The sequence below is a fragment of the Bradyrhizobium sp. AUGA SZCCT0283 genome (genome assembly GCF_018130385.1).
GTDB lineage: Bacteria > Pseudomonadota > Alphaproteobacteria > Rhizobiales > Xanthobacteraceae > Bradyrhizobium.
On record NZ_JAFCLU010000005.1, the window covers coordinates 26,513 to 47,330 of the forward strand.

Here is a 20,818-nt window from a genome sequence, read left to right on the forward strand (position 1 = left end):
GACGCGCGTGCCGGTTCGGATATGGTGTTTCCCCCGGCCGCGATTGCCATTTTGGCAAGCCGCCGCCGCTGTTGCGATCGCTGGTTGCGCCACGCTCGCGCTGACGAGCGGGGCATCCGCGGCCTGTTCGCCGACGGCCGACAATAGCCCCAATCCTCCGCCGGGCACGACCATTACATGCTCAGGCGTGACGACCGATGAGAACGGGACCAACGGTTACGGGACGGGCAACCAGACTGGTATTGTCATCAATGTCGACAGCGGTGCCTCTGTCACGGGAAGCGCGAATAGCGGAATCAACATCGGCAGCGCGACGGTCAACAATTCGGGAAGCATCACCGGCGCAACGAACGGTGTTTTCTCTCAAAATGACGTCACCGTCACCAACAACACCGGCGCCACCATCACCGGCACTACCGTATCCGGCGTCGGCTCGAACAATGGCAGTGTGACTGTCGTCAACTCCGGCACGATCACGGGCAACGCAAATATTGGCGTATTCGCCTTCGTCAACGCCACGGTTGCCAACAATGCGGGCGGCACCATCACCGGCGATCTCGGCGTTAATTCCGGCTATTCCGCTGTCGGGACTGTCACCAATGCCGGCAACATCATCGGCACCTCTTACGGCTTCATTGCTTACGGCACGGGCATCGTTTCCAACAGTGCGGGCGGTCTGATTTCCGGCGGGATAAGCGGTGTCCAGGCCAACCAATTGTTGAATGTCACCAATGCCGGCACGATTGCCGGTACCGCCAGCTATGGCCTGGAGGCGACCGGCAATATGGAAGTCGCCAACGCCGCCGCCGGGACGATTACCGGCGCAACGGCTGCGATCCATACCAACAGCGGATCGATTTCGGTAGCGAATTTCGGCACTATCTCGAGCCCCACCGGCTTTGCTGCCTCTGTGAATGCCAATCTGACAATAACGAACGGCGCCAGCGGAAGCATTACCGGCGGCATGGTTGCCAATTTGGGCTTTGCTCACGTTACCAACCAGGGGACCATTACCGGCCTGAACAACACCGCCATCTATGCCTTTACCGACGTCAATGTCACCAACGGCGTTGGCGCGCAGATCACGAGCCTGATCAACAACGGGATCTATGCCAGCAATGGCGTCGCAACCGTCGTCAATTCCGGAAACATAAGCGTCGGCGGTTTTGGCTACGCCATTCGCGCCGAGACGAATGCGGTGGTGACCAACAATGCCGGCGCGCAGATCAGCGGCGGCGACACCGGCGTCCGCGCCAGCCTCGGGTCCGTCTCAGTCACCAACTACGGCTCCATTTCGGGCCTCACGGGCAACGGCATCTATGCGGGCACGGGCGGGTCGACCGTGTTCAATGCGGGCACCATCACTGGAGCAACGGCCGCGATCCAGTTCGCCGGCAGCGGCAACGTTCTCACGCTCGCGCCGGGATCGGTGATATCGGGCAACGTGCTCGGCGGGGGCAGTGATACGTTCCAACTCGGCGGCAGCGGTGCCGCGACCTTCGATGTCAGCGCCCTGGGCGGCGCCGCTCAGTATCAGGGTTTCAGCGCCTTCAATAAAGTTGGCGATTCAGTGTGGACGCTGAGCGGCACCGGCTCCTTCGCCGGCGATGTCAATGTCAATGGCGGCGCGCTGATCGTGAACGGCAATATCGCGTCGGCCGGCAATCTCGTTGTCAATGCCGGTGGCACGCTGGGTGGCAACGGCATCGTCGGCAACACCGTCGTCAACGGCGGCATTCTGTCTCCAGGCAACTCGATCGGGACTATCGCCGTACAGGGCAGCCTCGTCTTCACGGCGGCTTCGACCTACCTGGTGGAGGTGTCGTCATCGGCATCCGACCTCACCAATGTGACGGGGGCGGCGAATTTGGCCGGTACGGTTCGGGTTGCGCTCGCAAACGGCACCCTGCGGTTCAATTCGCCCTATACCATCCTGACTGCGGCGGCGTTGAACGGTTCGCATTTTGATTCTGTTGCGACACCGATCGGAATTTCCGGTTCGTTGACCTATTCCGGCAACACGGTGCAGCTGGTTCTGGGGTCGGGCTTTGCGGAGATTACCGGCCTCAATATCAACCAGCGCGCCGTCGCAAGTGCGCTCGACAAGGCATTCAATTCCTTTGGTAGCGTGCCGGCGCCATTCGGCGGCATTTTCGTCGGCAATGTCCCGGCAAACCTGACGCAGGCCTCAGGCGAGCTGGCGACGGGTTCGCAGCAGACGACGTTCGACGCGATGAACCACTTCGTCAATTTGCTGGCCAATCCGTTTGCCGCAGGCCACGACGGGACCGCACCGGCGGCCGCTTCATTCCAGGAAGAGGGAGCAGCCGATAGCTATGCCGGCGGTCGCCGGCGGCCCGGTGCCGAGCGTGACGCTTACGCCATGGTCACCAAGGCGCCTCGGGCTATCGGTTTCGGCCAACGCTGGAGCGTGTGGGGCGCGGGCTATGGGGGCTCGCAGACCACCGACGGCAATGCAGTACAGGGATCGAACACGGCCACCAGCCGCATCGCCGGAACGGCCGTCGGCGCTGATTATCGGATCTCGCCATTCACGCAGGTCGGGTTCGCCCTGGCTGGCGGTGGCACCAACTTCGTCGTCGCCAACGGTCTCGGTTCGGGCCGCTCCGACCTGTTCCAGGCCGGCGCCTACGTTCGTCATACGGCCGGCGCCGCGTACTTCTCGGGCGCTCTGGCCTATGGCTGGCAGGATGTCACGACGAACCGAACAGTAACGATTGCGGGCAGTGACCAGTTGCGTGCGCAGTTCAACGCCAATGCGTGGGCGGGGCGTCTCGAGGGTGGCTATCGCTTCCTCACCTCGTGGGTCGGCATCGGCATTACACCCTATGCCGCCGCGCAATTCGCAACCTTCGAACTGCCGGGCTATGCCGAACAGGCCATTGTCGGTGCCAACACCTTTGCGCTGGCCTATGCGGCCAAAAGCGTTACCTCGCCGCGCACCGAGTTGGGATTCCGCACCGACCGATCATTCGCATTGCCGGGGGCGATCCTCACCCTGCGCAGCCGCTTCGGCTGGGCACACGACTACAATATCGATCGCAGCATCGCCGCCACCTTCCAGACCTTGCCGGGCGCATCCTTCGTCGTGGGCGGTGCATCGCCTGCACGAGACGCCGCGCTCGCTTCGGCAACTGCCGAGGCGAAATGGCTGAACGGCTTCTCGCTCGCCGCGACCTTCGAGGGTGAGTTCTCGAATGTCACCTCAAGCTACGCCGGAAAGGGCGTGGTGCGCTATGCCTGGTGAGCAGCGCCGATCGGCGGGCGCATCTGCGATGTAGAGGAAGGCGGGCACATGGCGCGCGAGCGGCCTTGCCCGCCCTCTGTTTGATCTACTTCTTCACCAGCGGACACTCGCTGGCTTCGAGCGGCTTGGCGGCGTCCTCCGCCGAGATCGTGGCGATCAGCTTGTAGTAGTCCCACGGACCCTTCGACTCTTCGGGCTTCTTCACCTCGAACAGATAGGCCGGGATGAGACGGCGGCCGTCGGCGCGCAGCGGGCCCTTGCCGAACAGCGGGTCGTCGGTCGGCAATTCCTTCATCTTGGCGACGACCTTGGCGCCGTCATGCGGATTGCCGCCGAGCGCTTCCATCGCCTTCAGATAGTGCAGCACGCCCGCATAGAGGCCTGCCACGGTCATCGAGGGCATTGAGCCCTTCGGCGACACCTTCGCGAAGCGCTTCGACCATGCGCGGGTATTGTCATTCAGGTCCCAGTAGAAGGACTCCGTGAATGTCAGGCCCTGTGCCGTCTTGAGTCCCAGAGCATGCACGTCGTTGATGAACAGCAGCAGTGCTGCGAGCTTCTGACCGCCGGCAACGATGCCGAATTCGGAAGCCTGCTTGATCGAGTTGGTAGTGTCTCCGCCGGCATTGGCAAGCCCAATCACTTTTGCCTTCGACGACTGCGCCTGCAGCAGGAACGAGGAGAAGTCGGAAGTATTGAGCGGATGCTTGACGGCGCCGAGTACCTTGCCGTCATTTGCCTTGACGACGGCCGCGGTGTCTCGCTCGAGCGCATGGCCGAACGCGTAATCTGCGGTCAGGAAGAACCAGCTATCGCCGCCGGCCTTGGTCAGCGCCTTGCCGGTGCCGTTCGCAAGCATGTAGGTGTCGTAAGTGAAGGAGATCGTGTTCGGCGTGCAGGCCTTGCCGGTAAGATCGGCGGTGGCGGCACCCGAGTTGAGATGCACGATATTCTTCTCTTTCACGAGGTTGGTGACCGCCAGCGCGACGCCGGAATTCGGGGTGTCGCTGATGACGTCGACCTTGTCGTTGTCAATCCATTGCCGCGCGATGTTGACGCCGATGTCGGGCTTGTTCTGGTGATCGCCGCTGACCACGTCGATCTTCCAGCCCTTGGCGACGAGGCCGGAATCCTCGACCGCCATCTTGACCGCGGCAACTGAATTGGGGCCGCCGATGTCGGCATAGAGGCTCGACATGTCGTTCAGCACGCCGATCTTGACGGTCTTGTCCTGGGCCAATGCTGGCGTCGCGAGGCCGAGTGCGGCAAGCGCCACGGAGGCGGCGAAGCGCCGCGCAATTCTAGTCGTCATGGTATTCCTCCAGAAATGGTTGTTCGCCGGCTCTCTTTTCGGAACCTGCCAGCGGTCTTGCGATAGTCCTTCTCGCCGGCGCGGGCAATGCACCTATCGTAGCGCGTCCGATGTCAGCCTGAACTTCTGGATCCGCTTACCGGTATCCACTTCGGCGGTATAAACATTACCCTTGGCATCCACCGCCATGGCATGAATCCAGTGGAATTGCCCGGCATTGCGACCGCTGCGGCCAAAACTGCCGACTACGGTACCATCGTCCCGTTTCAGCACCCGGATTTCGTTGTTCTCGCCGTCAGCGCTCAGCAAATAGGTCTGCTTCGGGTCAGGCCAGATCGCGATATCCCACACTGCGCCGTTGCCGCGCGTGTTCTTTTCGTAAAACCATTCCTTAACGAAGGTTCCATCTTTCCTGAACACCTGGATGCGGTTGTTGATGCGATCGCAGACATAGAGCAACCCGTCGTTGGCGAGCTTCACACAATGCACGGGGTTGGCGAATTGCTGCGGGGCCGGTCCGTTGGGATCGTAGGGCGGCTGCTTGTCGTCGCTCGGCGGCTTGCCATAGGCGCCCCAGTGCCGCTTGTAGGCGCCGGTCGTCGCATCGAACACGATGACGCGGCGATTGCCGTAGCCGTCGGCAACGAAGATCTCGTTGGCGTCCTTGTCGACCGCGGTCTCGGCCGGCTTGCCGAGTTGCGTGGTGTCGCTGGAGCCCTTGCTCGGCGCGATCTGTCCGATCTGCATCACGAACTTGCCGTCGCCGGTGAATTTCAGGATCGCGTTGTCGTTGTCGGCGTTGCCGCCGACCCATACGAAACCTTTCTCATCCACTTCGATGCCGTGTTCACGGCCGACCCATTCGTAGCCTTCGCCGGCGCCGCCCCAGGAGCGCAGCAGATTGCCGTCGGCGTCGAACTCCAGCACCGGCGGCGCCGACACGCAGCATTTCGAGCGAGGCGGGGTCAACGCAGCACCCTTCTCATCGTCGGTGAGCGAACGCGGACGATGGATGACCCAGATGTGGCCCTGCGCATCGACGGTGATGCCGCCGACCTGACCGAGGATCCAGTTGTTCGGCAGTGGTTTTGGCCAGGACGCGTCGACGGCGAAGGTCGGGATTTCGCCGGCCAGCGACGAAGCCGGCGCCGCAACAAGCATTGCTACCGTGAAGCAGATGTAAATGGCTTTGCAAAGATTTTGGCGGGCGCGATTACGCATCGGCGTCATTGCCTCCCGATGGTTTTTCTTGGCGGGTTATCCCGCTTGAGAGAGCAGTCAATCGTGGGGAGGCGATCAAGTCAACAATTGTCACCGTCATTGCGAGGAGCGATAGCGACGAAGCAATCCATGCCTTAACACGCGGCAAGCAAGATGGATTGCTTCGCTTCGCTGGCAATGACGGAGAAAGACGGCTCACGCCGGCGGATGAAAACTCATCAGCGTGCGGGTCTTGTAGTCATAGAGTTTGCCGGTCTCGTTCCAGTCGGGCGTGCACATCGGCACGATGAATTCCGCCGCCTGTTCCGGCGTATCCAGCGTCATCGGGTCTTCGCCGGGAAATACGCTGGCGCGCATGCGGGTGCGGATTGGGCCGGGGCTGAACAGGTTGACACGCAGTTTCGTGCTCACGGTCTCGTTGGCCCAGGAACGCACCAGCGTGTCGAGCGCGGCCTTCGAGGCCGCGTAGGGCCCCTGATAGGCGTTCGCCTTGCTGGCGGCGCCCGAGGTCACGAACACGGCGCGTCCGGCGTCCGAGACCCTGAGCAGCGGATCCATGCAGCGGATGAGCTGGAAGTTCGCGGTGACGTTCACCGCCATCACGTCGTTCCACGGCTTCAGTTCGATATGCCCGAGCGGCGAGGAGGGGCCGGCGATACCGGCATTGCCGACGAGAATGTCGATCTTGCCGTGGCGCTCATGCAGCGCCGCGCCGAGCCGCGCGATGCCGTCGAAATCGGTGAGGTTGAGTGGCACCAGCGTGGCGCTGCCGCCGTCTTTGCGGATTTCGTCGTCGAGTTCCTCCAGCCCGCCCTGTGTGCGCGCGACGGCCACGACGTGCGCGCCGGCGCGGGCGAGCGCGCGGGCGGTAGCATAGCCGATGCCGCGCGAGGCGCCGGTGACGAGGGCGATACGGGAGGCGAGGGGTTTGGTCATGATGCTGGTCCGTCCACGTCTTTGCGGCGGGTATTACAGACGTGGATGGCCGGGACAAGCCCGGCCATGACGGAAAATTACTGGATTATTTGCCGTATGCGCGCCGTCAGCTCGCTTCCGCCAGCAGCGACAATTGCCGGGGCTGCGGCTCGACCTGGGTTTGGTCGGTGAGGTGGGTCGGATAGGCGCCGGTGAAGCAGTGGTCGGAGAATTTCGGATTGGCGGGATCGCGGCCCGGCTCACCCATGGCGCGGTACATGCCGTCGATCGACAGGAACGCCAGCGAATCCGCGCCGATGATGTCCTTCATCTCCTCGAGCGAATGGGTGGCGGCGAGAAGTCCGCCGCGGTCCGGCAGGTCGATGCCGTAATAGTCGGGATACAGGATCGGCGGCGAGGCGAGGCGGAAATGCACCTCGCGCGCGCCGGCGTCGCGCATCATGCGCACGATCTTCTTCGAAGTGGTGCCGCGCACCAGCGAGTCGTCGATCAGGATGATGCGCTTGCCCTCGATCGCGGCGCGGTTGGCCGAATGCTTCATGCGCACGCCGAGTTCGCGCACGCTCTGCGTCGGCTGGATGAAGGTGCGGCCGACGTAATGGTTTCGGATGATGCCGAGTTCGAACGGTACGCCGGAATGCTGGCTGTAACCAAGGGCGGCGGGCACGCCGGAATCCGGCACCGGCACCACGACGTCGACTTCGACATGGCTTTCACGCGCGAGCTGCGCGCCGAACGCTTTTCGGACGTCGTAGACCGAGCGGCCGCCGACGATGGAGTCCGGCCTTGAGAAATAGATGTATTCGAAGATGCAGGGCCGCGGCGGCTTCGGCGGGAATGGCTTATGGCTGTGCGCGCCGGCCTCGTCGAACACGATGATCTCGCCGGGCTCGATGTCGCGGACATATTTAGCGCCGATCATGTCGAGCGCACAGGTTTCCGAGGTCAGGATCGGGCGGCCGTCGAGGTCGCCGAGCACCAGCGGGCGAATGCCGAGCGGATCGCGCGCGCCGATCAGCTTCTTGTTGGTCAGCGCGACCAGCGCGTAAGCGCCTTCGATCGCACGCAGTGCCTCGATGAAGCGGTCGATGAAGCGGCCACGCCGGGATTGCGCGACCAGATGCAGGATGACCTCGGTATCGGTGGTCGACTGCATCATCGCGCCGCCCTTGACCAGCTCGCGGCGAAGCGTCAGCCCGTTGGTGAGATTGCCGTTGTGGCCAACGGCGAAACCGCCGGCATTAAGCTCGGCGAACAGCGGCTGGACGTTGCGCAGGATGGTGGCGCCTGTGGTGGAATAGCGGACATGGCCGACGGCCATAATGCCGGGCAGACGCTCGATCACTTCGCGGCGGGAGAACGTATCGCCGACGAGACCGAGGCGGCGCTCGGAATGGAAACGGCTGCCGTCGAAGGAGACGATGCCGGCGGCCTCCTGACCGCGATGCTGAAGGGCATGTAGTCCGAGCGCTGTGATGGCGGCGGCCTCGGGGTGGCCGAAGATGCCGAACACACCGCATTCCTCGCGCAGCGTGTCGCCTTCGAGATCGTCCTGCAACTCAATGCCGAGATTCAGATCGGATTGGTGGGCGGGATCGGAAGGGTTCTGCATCTCGTCCATCGCCTCTCTGTTTGGCCAGAATTAGCGTGCCGCGGGTTTCTCGATCAGCTTTTTAAGGCTGTCGCGGGCAGGCTTACTGTAGCCATCGCCAGACGCAGGAGCTGCCTGGTCGGCGTCAGTTTGATCGTCTTCCGGTTTATTCTTCTTGAATCTCTTTAAGATGGTGTTCTCGGGGTCGTCAGGCAAGAGCGACATTAACCAATCCCCGGTTCCCTGCAGGACCACCCGGGACTTGGCGCCGGTGATCCAGTCCGGCCGCTGCTTGTCCGGGACCAGCCAGCTGAAGAACAGGAACGCGACCACCACGATCAAAAGGCCGCGACCCAACCCAAACAGGAATCCAAGCGTGCGGTCCAGCGCACCGATCCGGGAATCCAGAATCATGTCCGAAATCCGCACGGTGATGACGGAGACCACGATCAAGGTGCCGAGGAAGGTGCCGGCCACCACCACCACTGAAGCCACCGTGTCGTTATTGAAATAGGTCTTGGCGGTCGGCAGCAGCTTCGAGAACGCATACAGCGTCACCAGCGCCGCCGCGCCCCATGCCGCGATCGACAGGATTTCGCGCATGAAGCCGCGCACCATGGCGAGCAGCCCCGAAATCAGCATTACTCCGAGCAGGACGAGATCGAGTATCGTTATCGGCATCGGCTGGTCAGGTCCGCTCGTAAGTTCTCAAGCAGCGAATCGGCGGGTCAGGATCACCCCAAGTGAAGGGCAGACGGCGCATCCCGCAAGGCCGGATATCGCGCCATCCCGCTCGCCTTTCGCGCGCGTTGTATAGCGGCGAGGGCGGTGCGCGTCACGCCGCTTTAACTGTTTTCACGACGGAATCGCGCCGGTGTGGCATTTTTCTCAGGCGTCCCGGCGTCCCGGTTGCCGGAGCCTGCGTTTCTGGGACTGCCGCGTGCCGCGATATCGGCGACCAGGCTGGTCAAGCCGCCGATGCTGTTCAGTGCGAGCCCGCCATCGCCACCGACGTCGCCACGGGCCGATTCGGGCAGAACAGCGCGCCCAAATCCCAGTTTCGCGGCCTCCTTCAATCGGGCGGAGGTCTGCGCCACCGGCCGGACCGCGCCCGAGAGCGAAATCTCGCCGAAATAGACCGCATCTGTCGGTAACGGTGCGTTTACCAAGGACGACACTAGGGCGGCGGCGGCCGCAAGGTCGGCCGCGGGCTCCTGGATCCGCAATCCCCCAGCCACGTTCAGATAGACGTCGTAGCCGGACAGTTTGACCCCGCAATGGGCCTCCAGCACCGCCAGCACCATGGACAGCCGGCTCGGGTCCCAACCCACCACGGCCCGCCTGGGGGTGCCGAGCGTGGTTGGCGCCACCAATGCCTGCAACTCCACCAGCACCGGGCGGGTGCCTTCGATCCCGGCAAAGACCGCCGTGCCCGGGCTACCCAGATCTCGTTCAGAAAGGAACAGCTCGGAGGGGTTGGAGACTTCGCGAAGGCCCAATCCCGTCATCTCGAACACGCCGATTTCATCGGTCGGGCCGAATCGATTTTTGACCGCGCGCAGGATGCGGAACTGCTGCGAGCCTTCGCCTTCGAACGACAGCACCGCGTCGACCATGTGCTCGACCACGCGGGGGCCTGCGATCTGGCCGTCCTTGGTCACATGTCCGACCAGGATGATCGCAGCACCCGATTTCTTGGCGAAGCGAATGAGCGCCTGCGCCGAAGCGCGGACCTGCGTTACCGTTCCCGGCGCCGATTCCACCGTGTCGGTCCACATGGTCTGGATCGAATCGATCACGATCAGGCGCGGCACCGCGCCCTCCGACAGCGTCGAGACGATGTCTTCGACCGAGGTTTCGGCGGCGAGCTGCACCGGCGCGTCCGCCAATCCCAGCCGCTCGGCGCGCAGCCGCACCTGCGCCACGGCTTCTTCGCCCGAAATGTAGACCACGCGATGGCCGGCGCGGGCCATCAGGCTGGTTGCCTGTGTCAGCAGCGTCGACTTGCCGATACCGGGATCGCCGCCGACCAAAAGCACCGAGCCGCGGACAAACCCGCCGCCGGTGACGCGATCGAGCTCGGTCATGCCGGAGGACAGGCGAGGGGCGTCCTGGGTCTTGCCGGTTAGCGATTCCAGCTTGAACGTCCGGCCCTTGCGCCGGGAGCGCACCGAAACCGGCATCGAAGTCGCGCCGGTCGTATCCTCCTCGCTCAGCGTATTCCACTCGCCGCAGGACTCGCACTTGCCCTGCCAGCGATTATACGCCGCGCCGCAGTTCTGGCAGACGAAGGAGAGGGTGGATTTGGCCATGAGGGGAGTGAGTCGTAGTCTCAGTGGAACGGGCGAGACTCATAGCATGAAAAGAAGCCGTGGGGCGCGATGAGTGCCTATGCATCCATCGCGCACTTCAGGGCATCAGGCCACGACGCCGGCACATGTCCAGATGCCCACCGGTTGCTCGAGACCGCGAATGGTCTGTGCCGGCTGCTCGACAAGCAGCGCGAAGTCGGCGCTCGAATGGCTCGATTCCGTCCGCGCTCGCTGCACCAGCGCGTCGCTGACGACGATGGCGCATCCGAATTCGCGGGTCAGCGCCTCGAGGCGGCTCGCCGCATTCACGGTGGTGCCGATCACGGCGAATTCCAGCCGGTTGAGGCCGATATCTCCCAGCACGACCTGACCGTAATGCAGTCCGACGCTGACCTGGATCGGCGGCTCGCTGCGGCCGTTGCGTTCTCTATTCAGCTCGGCGATCGAGCCGATCATGCCCCGCGCGCAACGCAAGGCGTTCACTGCGTCGGAATCGCCGGTGAATGGCGTGCCGAACGTTGCCATCAAACCATCGCCAAGATACTTGTCGAGCGTTCCGCCGTGCCGGAACACTTCTCTTTCCATCCGCTCATGGAACTGCCGCAGCGTGCCGATGACCTCCTTCGGGTCGCGCCCATCGGCATAGGTAGTGAACCCCACGATGTCGGCAAACAACACCGCGACGTCCTGGGTGTGCACCCGCGTGAGCGGCTCGTCATTCCCGGACAATTGGTTGACGACGTTGGGCGAAAAATAGCGCGCCAGATTGGCGCGTTCGCGTTCGATTCCGGCGTGGCTGATCAGAAGCGCATTCGAGCGGCGCACCGCCAGCGCCAGGATCGCAGCCACGATGACGAACACCGTCACTTGCTGGAAGCGGGCGCCGAAACCGATCGACGAGGGATCGAGGATTTCGAACATGCGAATGTCTACGCCGATTGCCTCTCTGACCCGCTCCGACAGCGCAGCGTGGGTTTCAGGTTGCAGATACGCCCAACCGACCGCGACAGCCCACAGGGCCGAGGTCCACCCGCCCATCGCGAGCACTGTTCGCCACGAATAGGCGAGGGTGGCGGTCGCAAGGAAGATGAAGAAATAGATGAAACTGTCGAACCGGAATTGCATTCCGATTGGCCAGTGTACGCTGCTCCAGGGATTCGGTACGACGCTGAGGAAGGTCAACAGCGCGAGGTCGCAAATGATCAGGAAAACCTCGAGCGGCGACCGGCCGACCCTGCCGACCTTGAGCTGGGCCCAGCCGATCAGGGCAAAGAAGCCCAGCATCAGGACGTAGTAGATCACGTCCCAGTTCGGGTTGATGATCGGCAGGGTAACGGCCGTGACCGCCAGCGCGACCCAGCGAGCCCGGACGGCGAGCCGCAGGCCCTCGCGCTTGCTGTCGGTAAGGGCGGCTTCCGCGAATTTCAGGGTGTCTTGCCGGGCTTCGGTTCGTCCGGCTCGCTGGTCGCCCAGATAGGGGACATCAGCCGCTTCCGCCATCACGCTCAAGACACATTCTCCTCAGTCGAGAATCAGGCTGTGCAACTTGCACGATGTCGTCGATCAAGGTGGCACGTCTGAGAAGCTGCGGCCACCGATCGACGGTGTCATATCTGATAAACGCTGCGGCAGTCAGGCCGTCGAGCAAATGTGAACGTCAGTTGCCCGCGCGGTCCGGGATCGGGACGGGGAAAGCCGATACCCCAATGCTTACTGGTTCTTGGGAAGGTCGCTCTTGCGCTTGCAAAGGAAATAGGGCTTGCCGTCGATCCTGAGCGGTCTCGGATGTCGGGCACGTCATGGCGGCGTCCGAGACCATCTCGGGCGCCGCACACGCTAAGCTTTCGGTTCTATTTCACCGACACGAACGGCACCGCCGAGCCCGGCACCATGGTGGTCGGCAGCACGCCGTTCCAGCGTTCGGCCTGCACCAGGGTAACGAGGTTGGGGTTGGTGCCGAGCGCCTTGGCGCGGGCTTCGATGGCGGCGGCTTCGGCTTCGCCGGTGAGCTTGATGTTGGTGGCGCGGGCTTCGCCGTTGAGCCGCAGCGCATCGGCGGCGGCCTGTGCCTCGGCGCGGACGGCATTGGCCTTGGCGGTGGCCTGGGTGACGGTGATCTGCGCCTGTACTTTCTCGCGCTCGGCATTCTGCTGCAGCTTCTGCACCTCGACCTCGGCCAGCATGCGCTGCTCGATCGAGTGCAGGTAATTGGCGCTGAACTCGATGTTTTCGAGCTGGACGCTCTCGATCATGATCATCGGGTCGTCCTTCAGCGATGCCGTGATGGCGTCCTTGATCGCGGCGTTGAGCATTCCGCGCTCCTGGATCGCCTTCACCGCCGTGTAGCGGCCGAACACGATCTTGACCTGCTGATTGACGGCCGGGCTGACCACCTGTTTGACCGCGGTGTCCAGTCCGCCGAACTTGGCGTAGAGATCGGCGACCTTGTCCGGCGAGGCGCGCAAGGTGACGCTGATCTTGAGGTCCGCAGGCTGCTGATCGTAGGAGTAGGAGTTCATCTTGTCCCAGGCATAGGTGAAAGTCTTGACGCTGACCTTCTCGACGCTGTCGATCAGCGGGATCTTGAAGCCCAGGCCGGGCTGCGCCGTGCCGATAACCGCGCCGTAGCGCAGTCTCACCCCGCGCTCGGTCTGATCGACGGTGTACCAGCTTCCTGCCGCGATAATGACGATGACAATGACGGCGACGATGGCGCCGATGATTCCCCTGGGCATTTCTGTCTCTCCAGACGTGGGTGATGCGAATCCATGTCCGGCATTGATCTAGGGTCGCTTGCCGAATGGATGTGACACGCGTCACTTGGTCGGTCAGTCACGCCGAATGGTTCAGGCCGTGTGTCGGGTTTCGCCGAATTCCTACGAAAATGCCGTCCACAGCAGGACGAGACCGGCGGCCAGCATGATGCCATCCATCAACAGCCGAAAGACGTCTGGCTCAAGATGCAGCACGAAGCGTTTGGCGATGAAGGCGCCAAACATCAGGGAGGAGCCCGCAATCAGCCCTTTCAGCGCGATATCCGGCGTCAGCGCGCCGAAGCGTTCGAACGTGACCGACTTGCTCAGATAGAGACCGAGCGAGCTTGCAGCTTCGGTGGCGAGAAAGGCGCCTTTGGTCAACCCGTAAAACAGAAACAGCGGCACGCTGAGCGGACCGGTCGACACCACGATGCCCGTGAGGTAGCCGATCACGGCGCCACCGACCGCAAGGTGCCAAAGGCGCGCTTTGAGCTGATGGCGGGCCAGCCAGTGCCGCACCGGCACCATCGCGATCAGAAACAGGCCGATCGCGATATCGACGGCGTGCGACGGCAGCACCAGCAGCGTCCGTGCGCCAAGTGCTGCCGCCGGAATCCCCGTGACCGAATAGGCGAGGCAGGCCCGCCAGTCGACCTCGCGCCACCAGGCGAGAATGCGCGACAAGTTCGCCATCACGGCCGCGACCGCCATGATCGGAACAGCTTCCTTCGGCCCGTATTGATAGACCAATACCGGCATCAGCATGATCGACGAGCCGGTGCCGACAATGCCTGAGATCGTGCCGGCGAGCAGGCCGACAATGAGGACGAAGATGAAGCCCAATCTGCAGTCTTTCGCGATTCTCCGATGCTGACATCATGGTGGCAGCAGGCTCAGGTTACGAGGTCCAAATATTACTCGGAAAGGAGCCGATCGTGCCAATCAGGGGAAGCTGCCATTGCGGTAACAGACAATTCGAGGTGAGCGAGGCGCCGTCTGAGGTGACACGCTGCACCTGCTCGCTCTGTTCCAAGCGCGGCGCGCTATGGGCCTATTACACGCCGGCGCAATTTCGCCTGACATCGCCGCCGGAAAACGTCGCGACGTATCTCTGGGGCAGCCGCACCGTCAAACATCATTTTTGCGCCGGTTGCGGCTGCGGCACCTATTCGGAATCGCCGGATTGGTCGACCGGCAAGCCGGACTTCGACAACCCCAAAGTCGGCGTTAACTCGCGGCTGTTCGACGATTTCGACCTCGATGCCGTGCCGGTCACCGTCATCGACGGCAAGAATTTGTGGTGACAGCAGGACCGCCAGCTCACGCTAGGCGGCGTAAAGCTCGATCGGGGTATCGAACCCCTTGAGCTGGAATGCCTTTGATTGGCTGTCCTTCAAATCTGCTTGGGCGCGGTCAAACACGGCCTTCGTCACGAGGATCTGGTCCGCTTCGGCAACCGACTGGGCGCGAGAGGCGGTGTTGACCACGGTGCCGATCGCTGTCAGGTCCCGATGGGTATGGCCGAACTCGCCAAAGCTGAGTTCGCCGGAGTGAATGCCGATGCCGATCCCTAGCTCACTCGCGGTGAGGCCATGGGCTGCAACGAGAACCTCGCGCCGTTCGCGCCAGCCTTTCTGAATGTCGCGCGCTGCCCGCACGGCGTTCCCGGGATGCTCGGCCCGCACCAGGGGAAAGTTGAAGACCGCCATGACGGCGTCTCCGATCGTCTTGTTGAGCAGCCCGTCATACGCCCAGATCGCGTTCGCGCATTCGTCGTAGAATGCGTCGAGCAGGCCTGAGACGGCATCCGGCGACTGCGATTGCGACAGGCTGGTATAGCCCCGCAGATCGGCAAACATGATGGTCGCGTCGATCGTGATCTTGCGGGCCCGCATCACCTTCGTGAACATCAGCTCGCAGATGGTGCAGGTGTTGGGGTTCATTCGGCTCGGACGGACGCCGAACGCGCGAAATGGCGCCGAGATCACACCGCGAAGCGGCACCGGGACATGCATCTGCTCCCAGCACCCTTTGCAGATTCTCGATTGTTCCAACTCGGCCATTGTCGGTAATGATCCGCGAGAGCGGAAGACGTCGTGATCCTACTCGCGGGTGGCGGTGCGGGCAAGGCGACGACATCACCGCAGCGCACACCTGCCGGCTGGCGGAGAGAGGCAAAGCTGCTAGGATCGCGCCAAAACAAGCAGAATGGAGGACGCCATGGACGCCGTGACGCCGAAGGGCGCGCAAACCGCAGACACGCATTCCCATCTCGTCCGCCCCGACAGCATGGAATGGCAGAAGACCCGTTTCCCCGGCTGCGAAGCCAAGACGCTGCTGTTCGATCGCAAGACCGGCCTGATGACCGCGCTGATGCGGTTCGCGCCGGGTGCGGTGCTGCCCGACCACGAGCACGTCAATATCGAGCAGACCTACGTGCTTGAAGGCTCGCTCGTCGACAAGGAAGGCCCGGCGCAGGGCATCGAATGCAAGGCCGGCGAATTCATCTGGCGCGAGGAGGGCAGCCGCCATGTCGCCTGGTGTCCGGAAGGTGGGCTGATGCTCGCGATCTTCCAGGTGCCTAACAAGTTCTTCGAGGCCGACGGCCGCGTCATCGACGCCGCCGGCGAGGATTGGGACGCAGCCTGGGGACATACCCGCAAGGGATGATTGATATCCGTTATTCGCGTGATCAAGGGAGCGTTTACCATGGCCCATGTCGGCCGTTCCCGGTGATTATATTAAGCCTTGCTTAGGTGTCGCTGGCTACCGTGCAACCCAAAATTGACGGTGCTGGGGATATCGATGTCGCTCTTCAATGCTTTGGATCGGATCTCGCCTGTCGTTGATCGGCAGGCTGCGACAACTCGACTGACGTCATGGCTCTATGCTGCGACGTTATTCGTCTCGGCGCTGCTTCTGTTCTCGATCCAGCCGATGTTTGCGAAGATGGTGCTTCCGAAACTCGGAGGCGCGCCGGCGGTCTGGTCGGTCGCAATGGTGTTTTTTCAGACGGTGCTGCTGGGAGGTTACGCCTACGCCCATCTGTTGAACCGTCTGTTGCTGCCCGGGCGGGCGGTCATGTTCCATCTTCTGCTGGTCGGTGTAACCGCGATGATGCTTCCGATCGCGATTGCGCCCGAATGGGGTGCTCCGCCGCTGGATGGAACGGCGCTTTGGCTGTTCGGCCTGTTCGCGGCTTCCATCGGCCTTCCGTTCTTTACCTTGTCAGCCAGTGCGCCGCTGCTGCAAAGCTGGTTTGCCGCGAGCGGACATCGACAGGCGAGCAATCCATATGTGCTCTACGCTGCATCCAATCTTGGCTCGTTCGCCGCGCTGTTCGCCTATCCCGTCGTCATCGAACCGTTCCTGACGCTGAAAACGCAGACGGCGGCCTGGTCCATCGGGTTTGCGCTGCTGGCCGTGCTCTTGAGTGTCGTCGGATTGTTTGCCACACGCGCGGTGCCTGCCGCGGCCCAGGCCGAAGTTGCGGATGATGTTCGCACGAGTGCAGGGGAGCGGATGCGCTGGATTGCGCTGGCCGCCATTCCGTCGGGTCTAGTCATCGCCGTTACGGCGTACATAACGACCGATATTGCTGCCGCTCCATTCCTCTGGGTGGTTCCGCTTGCGATCTACCTGCTGACTTTCGTCGCCGTGTTTAGCGAGCGGCCATGGATCGCACATGCCAGCGTGGTCAGGTTTGTTCCGTTCGCGGTGGCGCCGCTTGCGGTGAGCCTGATCGGCGGGGAGAAGGTCTTTTGGCTGACCACGATTGCCCTCAATCTCGTCGTCTTCGCGCTGCTGACGCTGATGTGCCACGGCGAACTCTATGCCCGGCGTCCAAACCCTCGACGATTGACCGAATTCTACCTCTGCACCTCGTTTGGCGGGGTGATCGGTGGCGCCTTCGCGGGCTTGGTGGCGCCGCTGATTTTCAACGGCAATTACGAATATCCGATCCTGATCGCGCTGGCGCTGTTGTGCACGCCCGGCCTCTTCGCCGGCGGGCTACGCACGGCGCTGACAGACGCGACGCCGTGGCTTCTGCTCAGTGCGGTGCTCGCGGTGATCTGGTACGCCACCCTCTTGCAGCCGCCAGCGACGCTGGAGCTGCCGTTTCAAGTGCTGCTCGCGCTGCTGGCGACCGCGATGCTGTTTCAACGGCAGCGGCCGATGCGCTTCTTCGGCCTGGTCGTCCTGAGTTTTACAGTGACGGCCCTGTGGCGACCTGGGTTAGCGCCGATCGAAACGGCTCGCAGTTTCTTTGGCGTCCATAAGGTCGCCGAGGTCGGCGACGGCAAAGCCCGCGTCCTTTATCACGGCACCACGATTCATGGTGCCCAGCGCTTGCGGAACGACGACGGCACGCCGGTCAGCGGTCCACTGTTGCCGCAGACGTATTACTATCCGGGAGGTCCGTACTCGGAGGCCATCGGTGCCGCGCGCGCTGTTCGCGGCAATCTGGACCACGTTGCCGTCGTAGGCCTGGGCACCGGTACGCTTGCCTGCCATCGCAAGGGCGGCGAGCTCTGGACGTTCTTCGAGATCGATCCGGAAGTAATTCGCATTGCACGTGATCCGCGTCGGTTCGAGTTCCTGTCACACTGCGCGCCCGATGCGCCCATTGTGGTCGGAGACGCGCGCCTGACATTGGAAGCATCGCATGACCGTTACGACCTGATCGTGCTGGATGCCTTCTCGTCCGATTCGATTCCGGTGCATCTGCTCACGCGTGACGCGCTTGCAGGTTATCTTTCGAGGCTTTCGCCGCACGGTGTTATCATCGCGCACATCTCCAATCGCTACCTCGATCTGGCGCCGGTGGTGGCGAACGTCGCTCATTCCCACGGGCTGGTCGCCTTCATCCGCGAAGACAACAGTGCCGGTGATCTCATGGTGACATTGAAGGCGAATGCCCGCCTTGTGGTAATGGCGCGCGAGGCGGGCGATATCGGAAGCGTCGCGGCAAGCTGGACGCCGTTGCGTTCCGATCCGTCAAGCGCGCTGTGGACGGACGACTATTCCAACATTCTGGGCGTCATGCTGCGCAAGAAATTCGGCGGGTAGAGGCTGCTGGCAGCTACTTCAGCACGATCCACGCCGGCGCATGGTCGCTTGCGCCTTCCTCGCCGCGAACCTTGCGATCGACGCCGGCCTTGAGCAGTCGCGGCGCGATCGCCGGGCTCAGCAGCAGATGATCGAGCCGCAATCCGGCGTCGCGCGGCCAGCGGTTGCGCTTGTAGTCCCAGAACGTGAACATCGGTTTCGACGGATGGAGCGTCCGGATCGCGTCGGTCCAGCCCTGGTCCACCAGCGCCTTGAACGCAGCGCGGCTCTTCGGCTGGATCAGCGCGTCCTTGTCCCAGGATTTCGTCGGATAGATATCTGACGCGGTCGGCGCGACATTGTAGTCGCCGGCCAGCACCACCGGGATGTCCTGCTTGAGCAATTTTGCGGCATGCGACCGTAGCCGCTTGAACCAGTCGAGCTTGTAGTCGAATTTCGGTCCGGGCTGCGGGTTGCCGTTCGGCAGATAGAGGCTGGTGACGATGACGCCGTTGACGGCGGCTTCGATATAGCGCGCCTCGTCATCATTGCGATCGCCGGGCAGCGCGGTCCGGGTCAATACCGGCTCGGCGTTGCGCGCCAGGATAGCGACGCCGTTCCAGGTCTTCTGTCCGCGCCACACCGCGCCGTAGCCGGCTTTCTCGATCGCCAGAATCGGGAACTCGGCATCGGTCGATTTCAGCTCCTGCAGACAAACGACGTCGGGTTTGGCCACGCGCAGCCAGCGCAACAGGTTCGGCAGCCGGCGGTTGACATTATTAATGTTGAAGGTCGCGATCTTCATGTAGAGCTAGCCGGCATCACCATGCTTCGCCTGACACTTCGCTGCCATTTGGAGATTCCATGTCGAAACTACGCTTCGCCGTTCTCGCGCTCGCCATCGGATGCTCCGGATCCGCGCTTGCTCAAACCGAGCAGCGCGGCGCCTGCAAGGCGGACTATGACAAATATTGCGCCGGCACGCGGCCCGGCGGCGGTCGTGTCGTCGCATGTCTGAACAAGCAGCAGCACCAACTCAGCGACACCTGCAAGAAAGTGTTGGCTAGCCGGAAGGCACAGTGAGACACAAACTCGACATGAGGCGCCGCGAACGAACCCTGGAAACGAAGAACTAGGTGGAAGCGGCAGCGAGCTCTGCTGGAGGCGGAGCAGGCGGCTCTGCAGTGGCATTGCCACCCTTGTAAATGCGCGCGTAACGCTTGCCGAGGCTGGTCAGCACTTCGTACCCGATGGTGCCGAAATGGTGGGCGAGCTCGTCGACCGTAATGCCTTCGCCGATCAGCGTCACCATATGGCCGCGCCGCACAGCATTCTTGTCGAGATCGGTGACGTCGACGGCCGTCAGGTCCATCGAAATCCGCCCCGCGATCGGGCAGCGTCTGCCGGCGACCACCACCTCGGCGCCGCGGGTGCCGTCATTGGCGCTGGCGGCACGAAAATAGCCATCGGCGTAGCCCGCGGAAACGACCGCTATTCTGGTCGGACGCCGCGCCGTCCAGGTGCCGCCATAGCCGACGGTATCGCCGCGCTCGACGTTACGGATCTGCACGATGCGCGCCTTCAATTCGACGACCGGCTGCATCGGATTGTCGGCTTCCGGCGTCGGATTGACGCCGTAAATCGCACAGCCCGGGCGCACCATGTCGAACTGGAATTGAGACCCTAAGAAAATGCCGGATGAATTCGCCAGCGAGGCCGGCACGCCGGAAAACAGGCTCGCGATCTCGCGAAAGGCGGTGAGCTGCCTGGCGTTGGCGGGATTGTTGAGCAGTTCCGCGGAGGCGAGGTGGCTCATCACGAGCGTAATGCCGTGATCGCCGGCGTTGATCCGCGGGATGATGCCCTGCGCCTCGGTGACTGTCAGTCCGAGCCGGTTCATGCCGGTATCGATGTGGATCGCAGCGCCGCCCGACCAACCCGAGCGGCGGCAGAATACGTCCCATTCGGCGAGTTCGTTGAGGTCGCCGATCACAGGCTTGCAGTCGATCCTGGCGTAGGCCTCGCCGGTATTCTGGAAAAAGCCGTTGAGTACGTAGATCGCGGCCCCGGGCGCCGCGGCGCGAACCACGCGGGCCTCATCGAGGGTGGCGACGAAGAACGTCTTGCAACCGGCGGCGGCAAGCGCCCGTGCGACCTGTTCGGCGCCGCAGCCATAGGCGTTCGCCTTGACGACGCCTGCGCATTCGGCCGGCACCGCGGTCTTCTCGAGCTTGCGCCAGTTGGCGACGATGGCATCGAGATCGACCGTCAGCACGCCGGTGGCTGTCACGAGCGCAGCCGCCTGGTTCGCCTCCGGCGAGAGCAGGGTGCCTTGCGGAATGGATTTGGGATCGGGGGCAATGTTCATGCCCC

Annotated in this window: 17 protein-coding genes; 5 read left to right on the forward strand and 12 right to left on the reverse strand. The window is 62.9% G+C overall.

The features are described 5' to 3' along the window. Positions 1–187 precede the first annotated feature (187 nt). Complete coding sequence (locus JQ624_RS39500) at positions 188–3,268, forward strand: autotransporter domain-containing protein (protein ID WP_312014400.1); 3,081 nt, start codon at positions 188–190, stop codon at positions 3,266–3,268. An 85-nt stretch (positions 3,269–3,353) separates the two neighbouring features. Here the strand turns inward: JQ624_RS39500 and JQ624_RS09185 are convergent, their stop codons facing one another. The 9 genes from JQ624_RS09185 to JQ624_RS09225 all read right to left on the reverse strand — a co-directional run bounded on the left by JQ624_RS09185 (position 3,354) and on the right by JQ624_RS09225 (position 14,239). Then, complete coding sequence (locus JQ624_RS09185) at positions 3,354–4,580, reverse strand: ABC transporter substrate-binding protein (protein ID WP_212418555.1); 1,227 nt, start codon at positions 4,578–4,580, stop codon at positions 3,354–3,356. A gap of 93 nt (positions 4,581–4,673) precedes the next feature. Next, complete coding sequence (locus JQ624_RS09190) at positions 4,674–5,741, reverse strand: hypothetical protein (protein WP_249129644.1); 1,068 nt, start codon at positions 5,739–5,741, stop codon at positions 4,674–4,676. 255 nt (positions 5,742–5,996) lie between these two features. Beyond that, positions 5,997–6,737, reverse strand: coding sequence for an SDR family NAD(P)-dependent oxidoreductase (locus JQ624_RS09195; RefSeq protein ID WP_212418557.1), 741 nt, complete (start codon positions 6,735–6,737; stop codon positions 5,997–5,999). A gap of 106 nt (positions 6,738–6,843) precedes the next feature. Further along, positions 6,844–8,349 carry an amidophosphoribosyltransferase gene (gene purF, locus JQ624_RS09200; RefSeq protein ID WP_409334311.1) on the reverse strand — a complete coding sequence of 502 codons (1,506 nt, stop codon included), beginning with the start codon at positions 8,347–8,349 and terminating at the stop codon, positions 6,844–6,846. Between the two features lie 30 nt (positions 8,350–8,379). Next, the gene (locus JQ624_RS09205) at positions 8,380–9,009 is read right to left on the reverse strand and encodes a CvpA family protein (protein WP_212418559.1); all 630 of its coding nucleotides are present in this window, start codon (positions 9,007–9,009) and stop codon (positions 8,380–8,382) included. Positions 9,010–9,173: 164 nt separating this feature from the next. After that, on the reverse strand, positions 9,174–10,640 hold the full coding sequence (gene radA, locus JQ624_RS09210) for a DNA repair protein RadA (RefSeq protein WP_212418560.1): 1,467 nt from the start codon (positions 10,638–10,640) through the stop codon (positions 9,174–9,176). A 105-nt stretch (positions 10,641–10,745) separates the two neighbouring features. After that, on the reverse strand, positions 10,746–12,140 hold the full coding sequence (locus JQ624_RS09215; RefSeq protein WP_249129646.1) for an adenylate/guanylate cyclase domain-containing protein: 1,395 nt from the start codon (positions 12,138–12,140) through the stop codon (positions 10,746–10,748). A gap of 350 nt (positions 12,141–12,490) precedes the next feature. Further along, complete coding sequence (locus tag JQ624_RS09220) at positions 12,491–13,375, reverse strand: prohibitin family protein (RefSeq protein ID WP_212418562.1); 885 nt, start codon at positions 13,373–13,375, stop codon at positions 12,491–12,493. Positions 13,376–13,516: 141 nt separating this feature from the next. Next, positions 13,517–14,239, reverse strand: a complete 723-nt coding sequence (locus tag JQ624_RS09225) for a sulfite exporter TauE/SafE family protein (protein ID WP_212418563.1) — start codon at positions 14,237–14,239, stop codon at positions 13,517–13,519. A gap of 92 nt (positions 14,240–14,331) precedes the next feature. Between JQ624_RS09225 and JQ624_RS09230 the strand changes: the two genes are divergently transcribed. Beyond that, complete coding sequence (locus JQ624_RS09230; protein WP_212418564.1) at positions 14,332–14,700, forward strand: GFA family protein; 369 nt, start codon at positions 14,332–14,334, stop codon at positions 14,698–14,700. A 21-nt stretch (positions 14,701–14,721) separates the two neighbouring features. On the opposite strand, the gene JQ624_RS09235 is transcribed toward JQ624_RS09230, so the two are convergent. Beyond that, entirely contained in the window at positions 14,722–15,450 is a 729-nt protein-coding gene (locus JQ624_RS09235) for an adenylate/guanylate cyclase domain-containing protein (RefSeq protein WP_212418786.1), read from the reverse strand. Between the two features lie 166 nt (positions 15,451–15,616). Between JQ624_RS09235 and JQ624_RS09240 the strand changes: the two genes are divergently transcribed. Next, positions 15,617–16,066: a cupin domain-containing protein gene (locus tag JQ624_RS09240; protein WP_212418565.1), complete on the forward strand. Its 450-nt coding sequence runs from the start codon at positions 15,617–15,619 to the stop codon at positions 16,064–16,066. A 135-nt stretch (positions 16,067–16,201) separates the two neighbouring features. Continuing rightward, positions 16,202–18,466: a fused MFS/spermidine synthase gene (locus JQ624_RS09245; protein ID WP_212418566.1), complete on the forward strand. Its 2,265-nt coding sequence runs from the start codon at positions 16,202–16,204 to the stop codon at positions 18,464–18,466. 13 nt (positions 18,467–18,479) lie between these two features. Here the strand turns inward: JQ624_RS09245 and JQ624_RS09250 are convergent, their stop codons facing one another. Further along, the gene (locus tag JQ624_RS09250; RefSeq protein ID WP_212418567.1) at positions 18,480–19,250 is read right to left on the reverse strand and encodes an exodeoxyribonuclease III; all 771 of its coding nucleotides are present in this window, start codon (positions 19,248–19,250) and stop codon (positions 18,480–18,482) included. A gap of 59 nt (positions 19,251–19,309) precedes the next feature. On the opposite strand from JQ624_RS09250, the gene JQ624_RS09255 reads away from it, so the two are divergent. Beyond that, positions 19,310–19,528 (forward strand): cysteine rich repeat-containing protein, encoded by a 219-nt coding sequence (locus tag JQ624_RS09255; RefSeq protein WP_212418568.1) that lies wholly within the window; start codon positions 19,310–19,312, stop codon positions 19,526–19,528. 49 nt (positions 19,529–19,577) lie between these two features. On the opposite strand, the gene alr is transcribed toward JQ624_RS09255, so the two are convergent. Beyond that, the gene (gene alr, locus JQ624_RS09260) at positions 19,578–20,813 is read right to left on the reverse strand and encodes an alanine racemase (RefSeq protein WP_212418569.1); all 1,236 of its coding nucleotides are present in this window, start codon (positions 20,811–20,813) and stop codon (positions 19,578–19,580) included. Positions 20,814–20,818 lie beyond the last annotated feature (5 nt).

Bases quoted from the DNA above. Each gene is read 5' to 3' on its own strand.
- JQ624_RS09185 (WP_212418555.1), bottom strand. From the start codon at position 4,580: ATGACGACTAGAATTGCGCGGCGCTTCGCCGCCTCCGTGGCGCTTGCC.
- JQ624_RS09190 (WP_249129644.1), bottom strand. From the start codon at position 5,741: ATGCTTGTTGCGGCGCCGGCTTCGTCGCTGGCCGGCGAAATCCCGACC.
- JQ624_RS09195 (WP_212418557.1), bottom strand. From the start codon at position 6,737: ATGACCAAACCCCTCGCCTCCCGTATCGCCCTCGTCACCGGCGCCTCG.
- purF (WP_409334311.1), bottom strand. From the start codon at position 8,349: ATGCAGAACCCTTCCGATCCCGCCCACCAATCCGATCTGAATCTCGGC.
- JQ624_RS09205 (WP_212418559.1), bottom strand. From the start codon at position 9,009: ATGCCGATAACGATACTCGATCTCGTCCTGCTCGGAGTAATGCTGATT.
- radA (WP_212418560.1), bottom strand. From the start codon at position 10,640: ATGGCCAAATCCACCCTCTCCTTCGTCTGCCAGAACTGCGGCGCGGCG.
- JQ624_RS09215 (WP_249129646.1), bottom strand. From the start codon at position 12,140: ATGGCGGAAGCGGCTGATGTCCCCTATCTGGGCGACCAGCGAGCCGGA.
- JQ624_RS09220 (WP_212418562.1), bottom strand. From the start codon at position 13,375: ATGCCCAGGGGAATCATCGGCGCCATCGTCGCCGTCATTGTCATCGTC.
- JQ624_RS09240 (WP_212418565.1), top strand. From the start codon at position 15,617: ATGGACGCCGTGACGCCGAAGGGCGCGCAAACCGCAGACACGCATTCC.
- JQ624_RS09245 (WP_212418566.1), top strand. From the start codon at position 16,202: ATGTCGCTCTTCAATGCTTTGGATCGGATCTCGCCTGTCGTTGATCGG.
- JQ624_RS09250 (WP_212418567.1), bottom strand. From the start codon at position 19,250: ATGAAGATCGCGACCTTCAACATTAATAATGTCAACCGCCGGCTGCCG.
- JQ624_RS09255 (WP_212418568.1), top strand. From the start codon at position 19,310: ATGTCGAAACTACGCTTCGCCGTTCTCGCGCTCGCCATCGGATGCTCC.
- alr (WP_212418569.1), bottom strand. From the start codon at position 20,813: ATGAACATTGCCCCCGATCCCAAATCCATTCCGCAAGGCACCCTGCTC.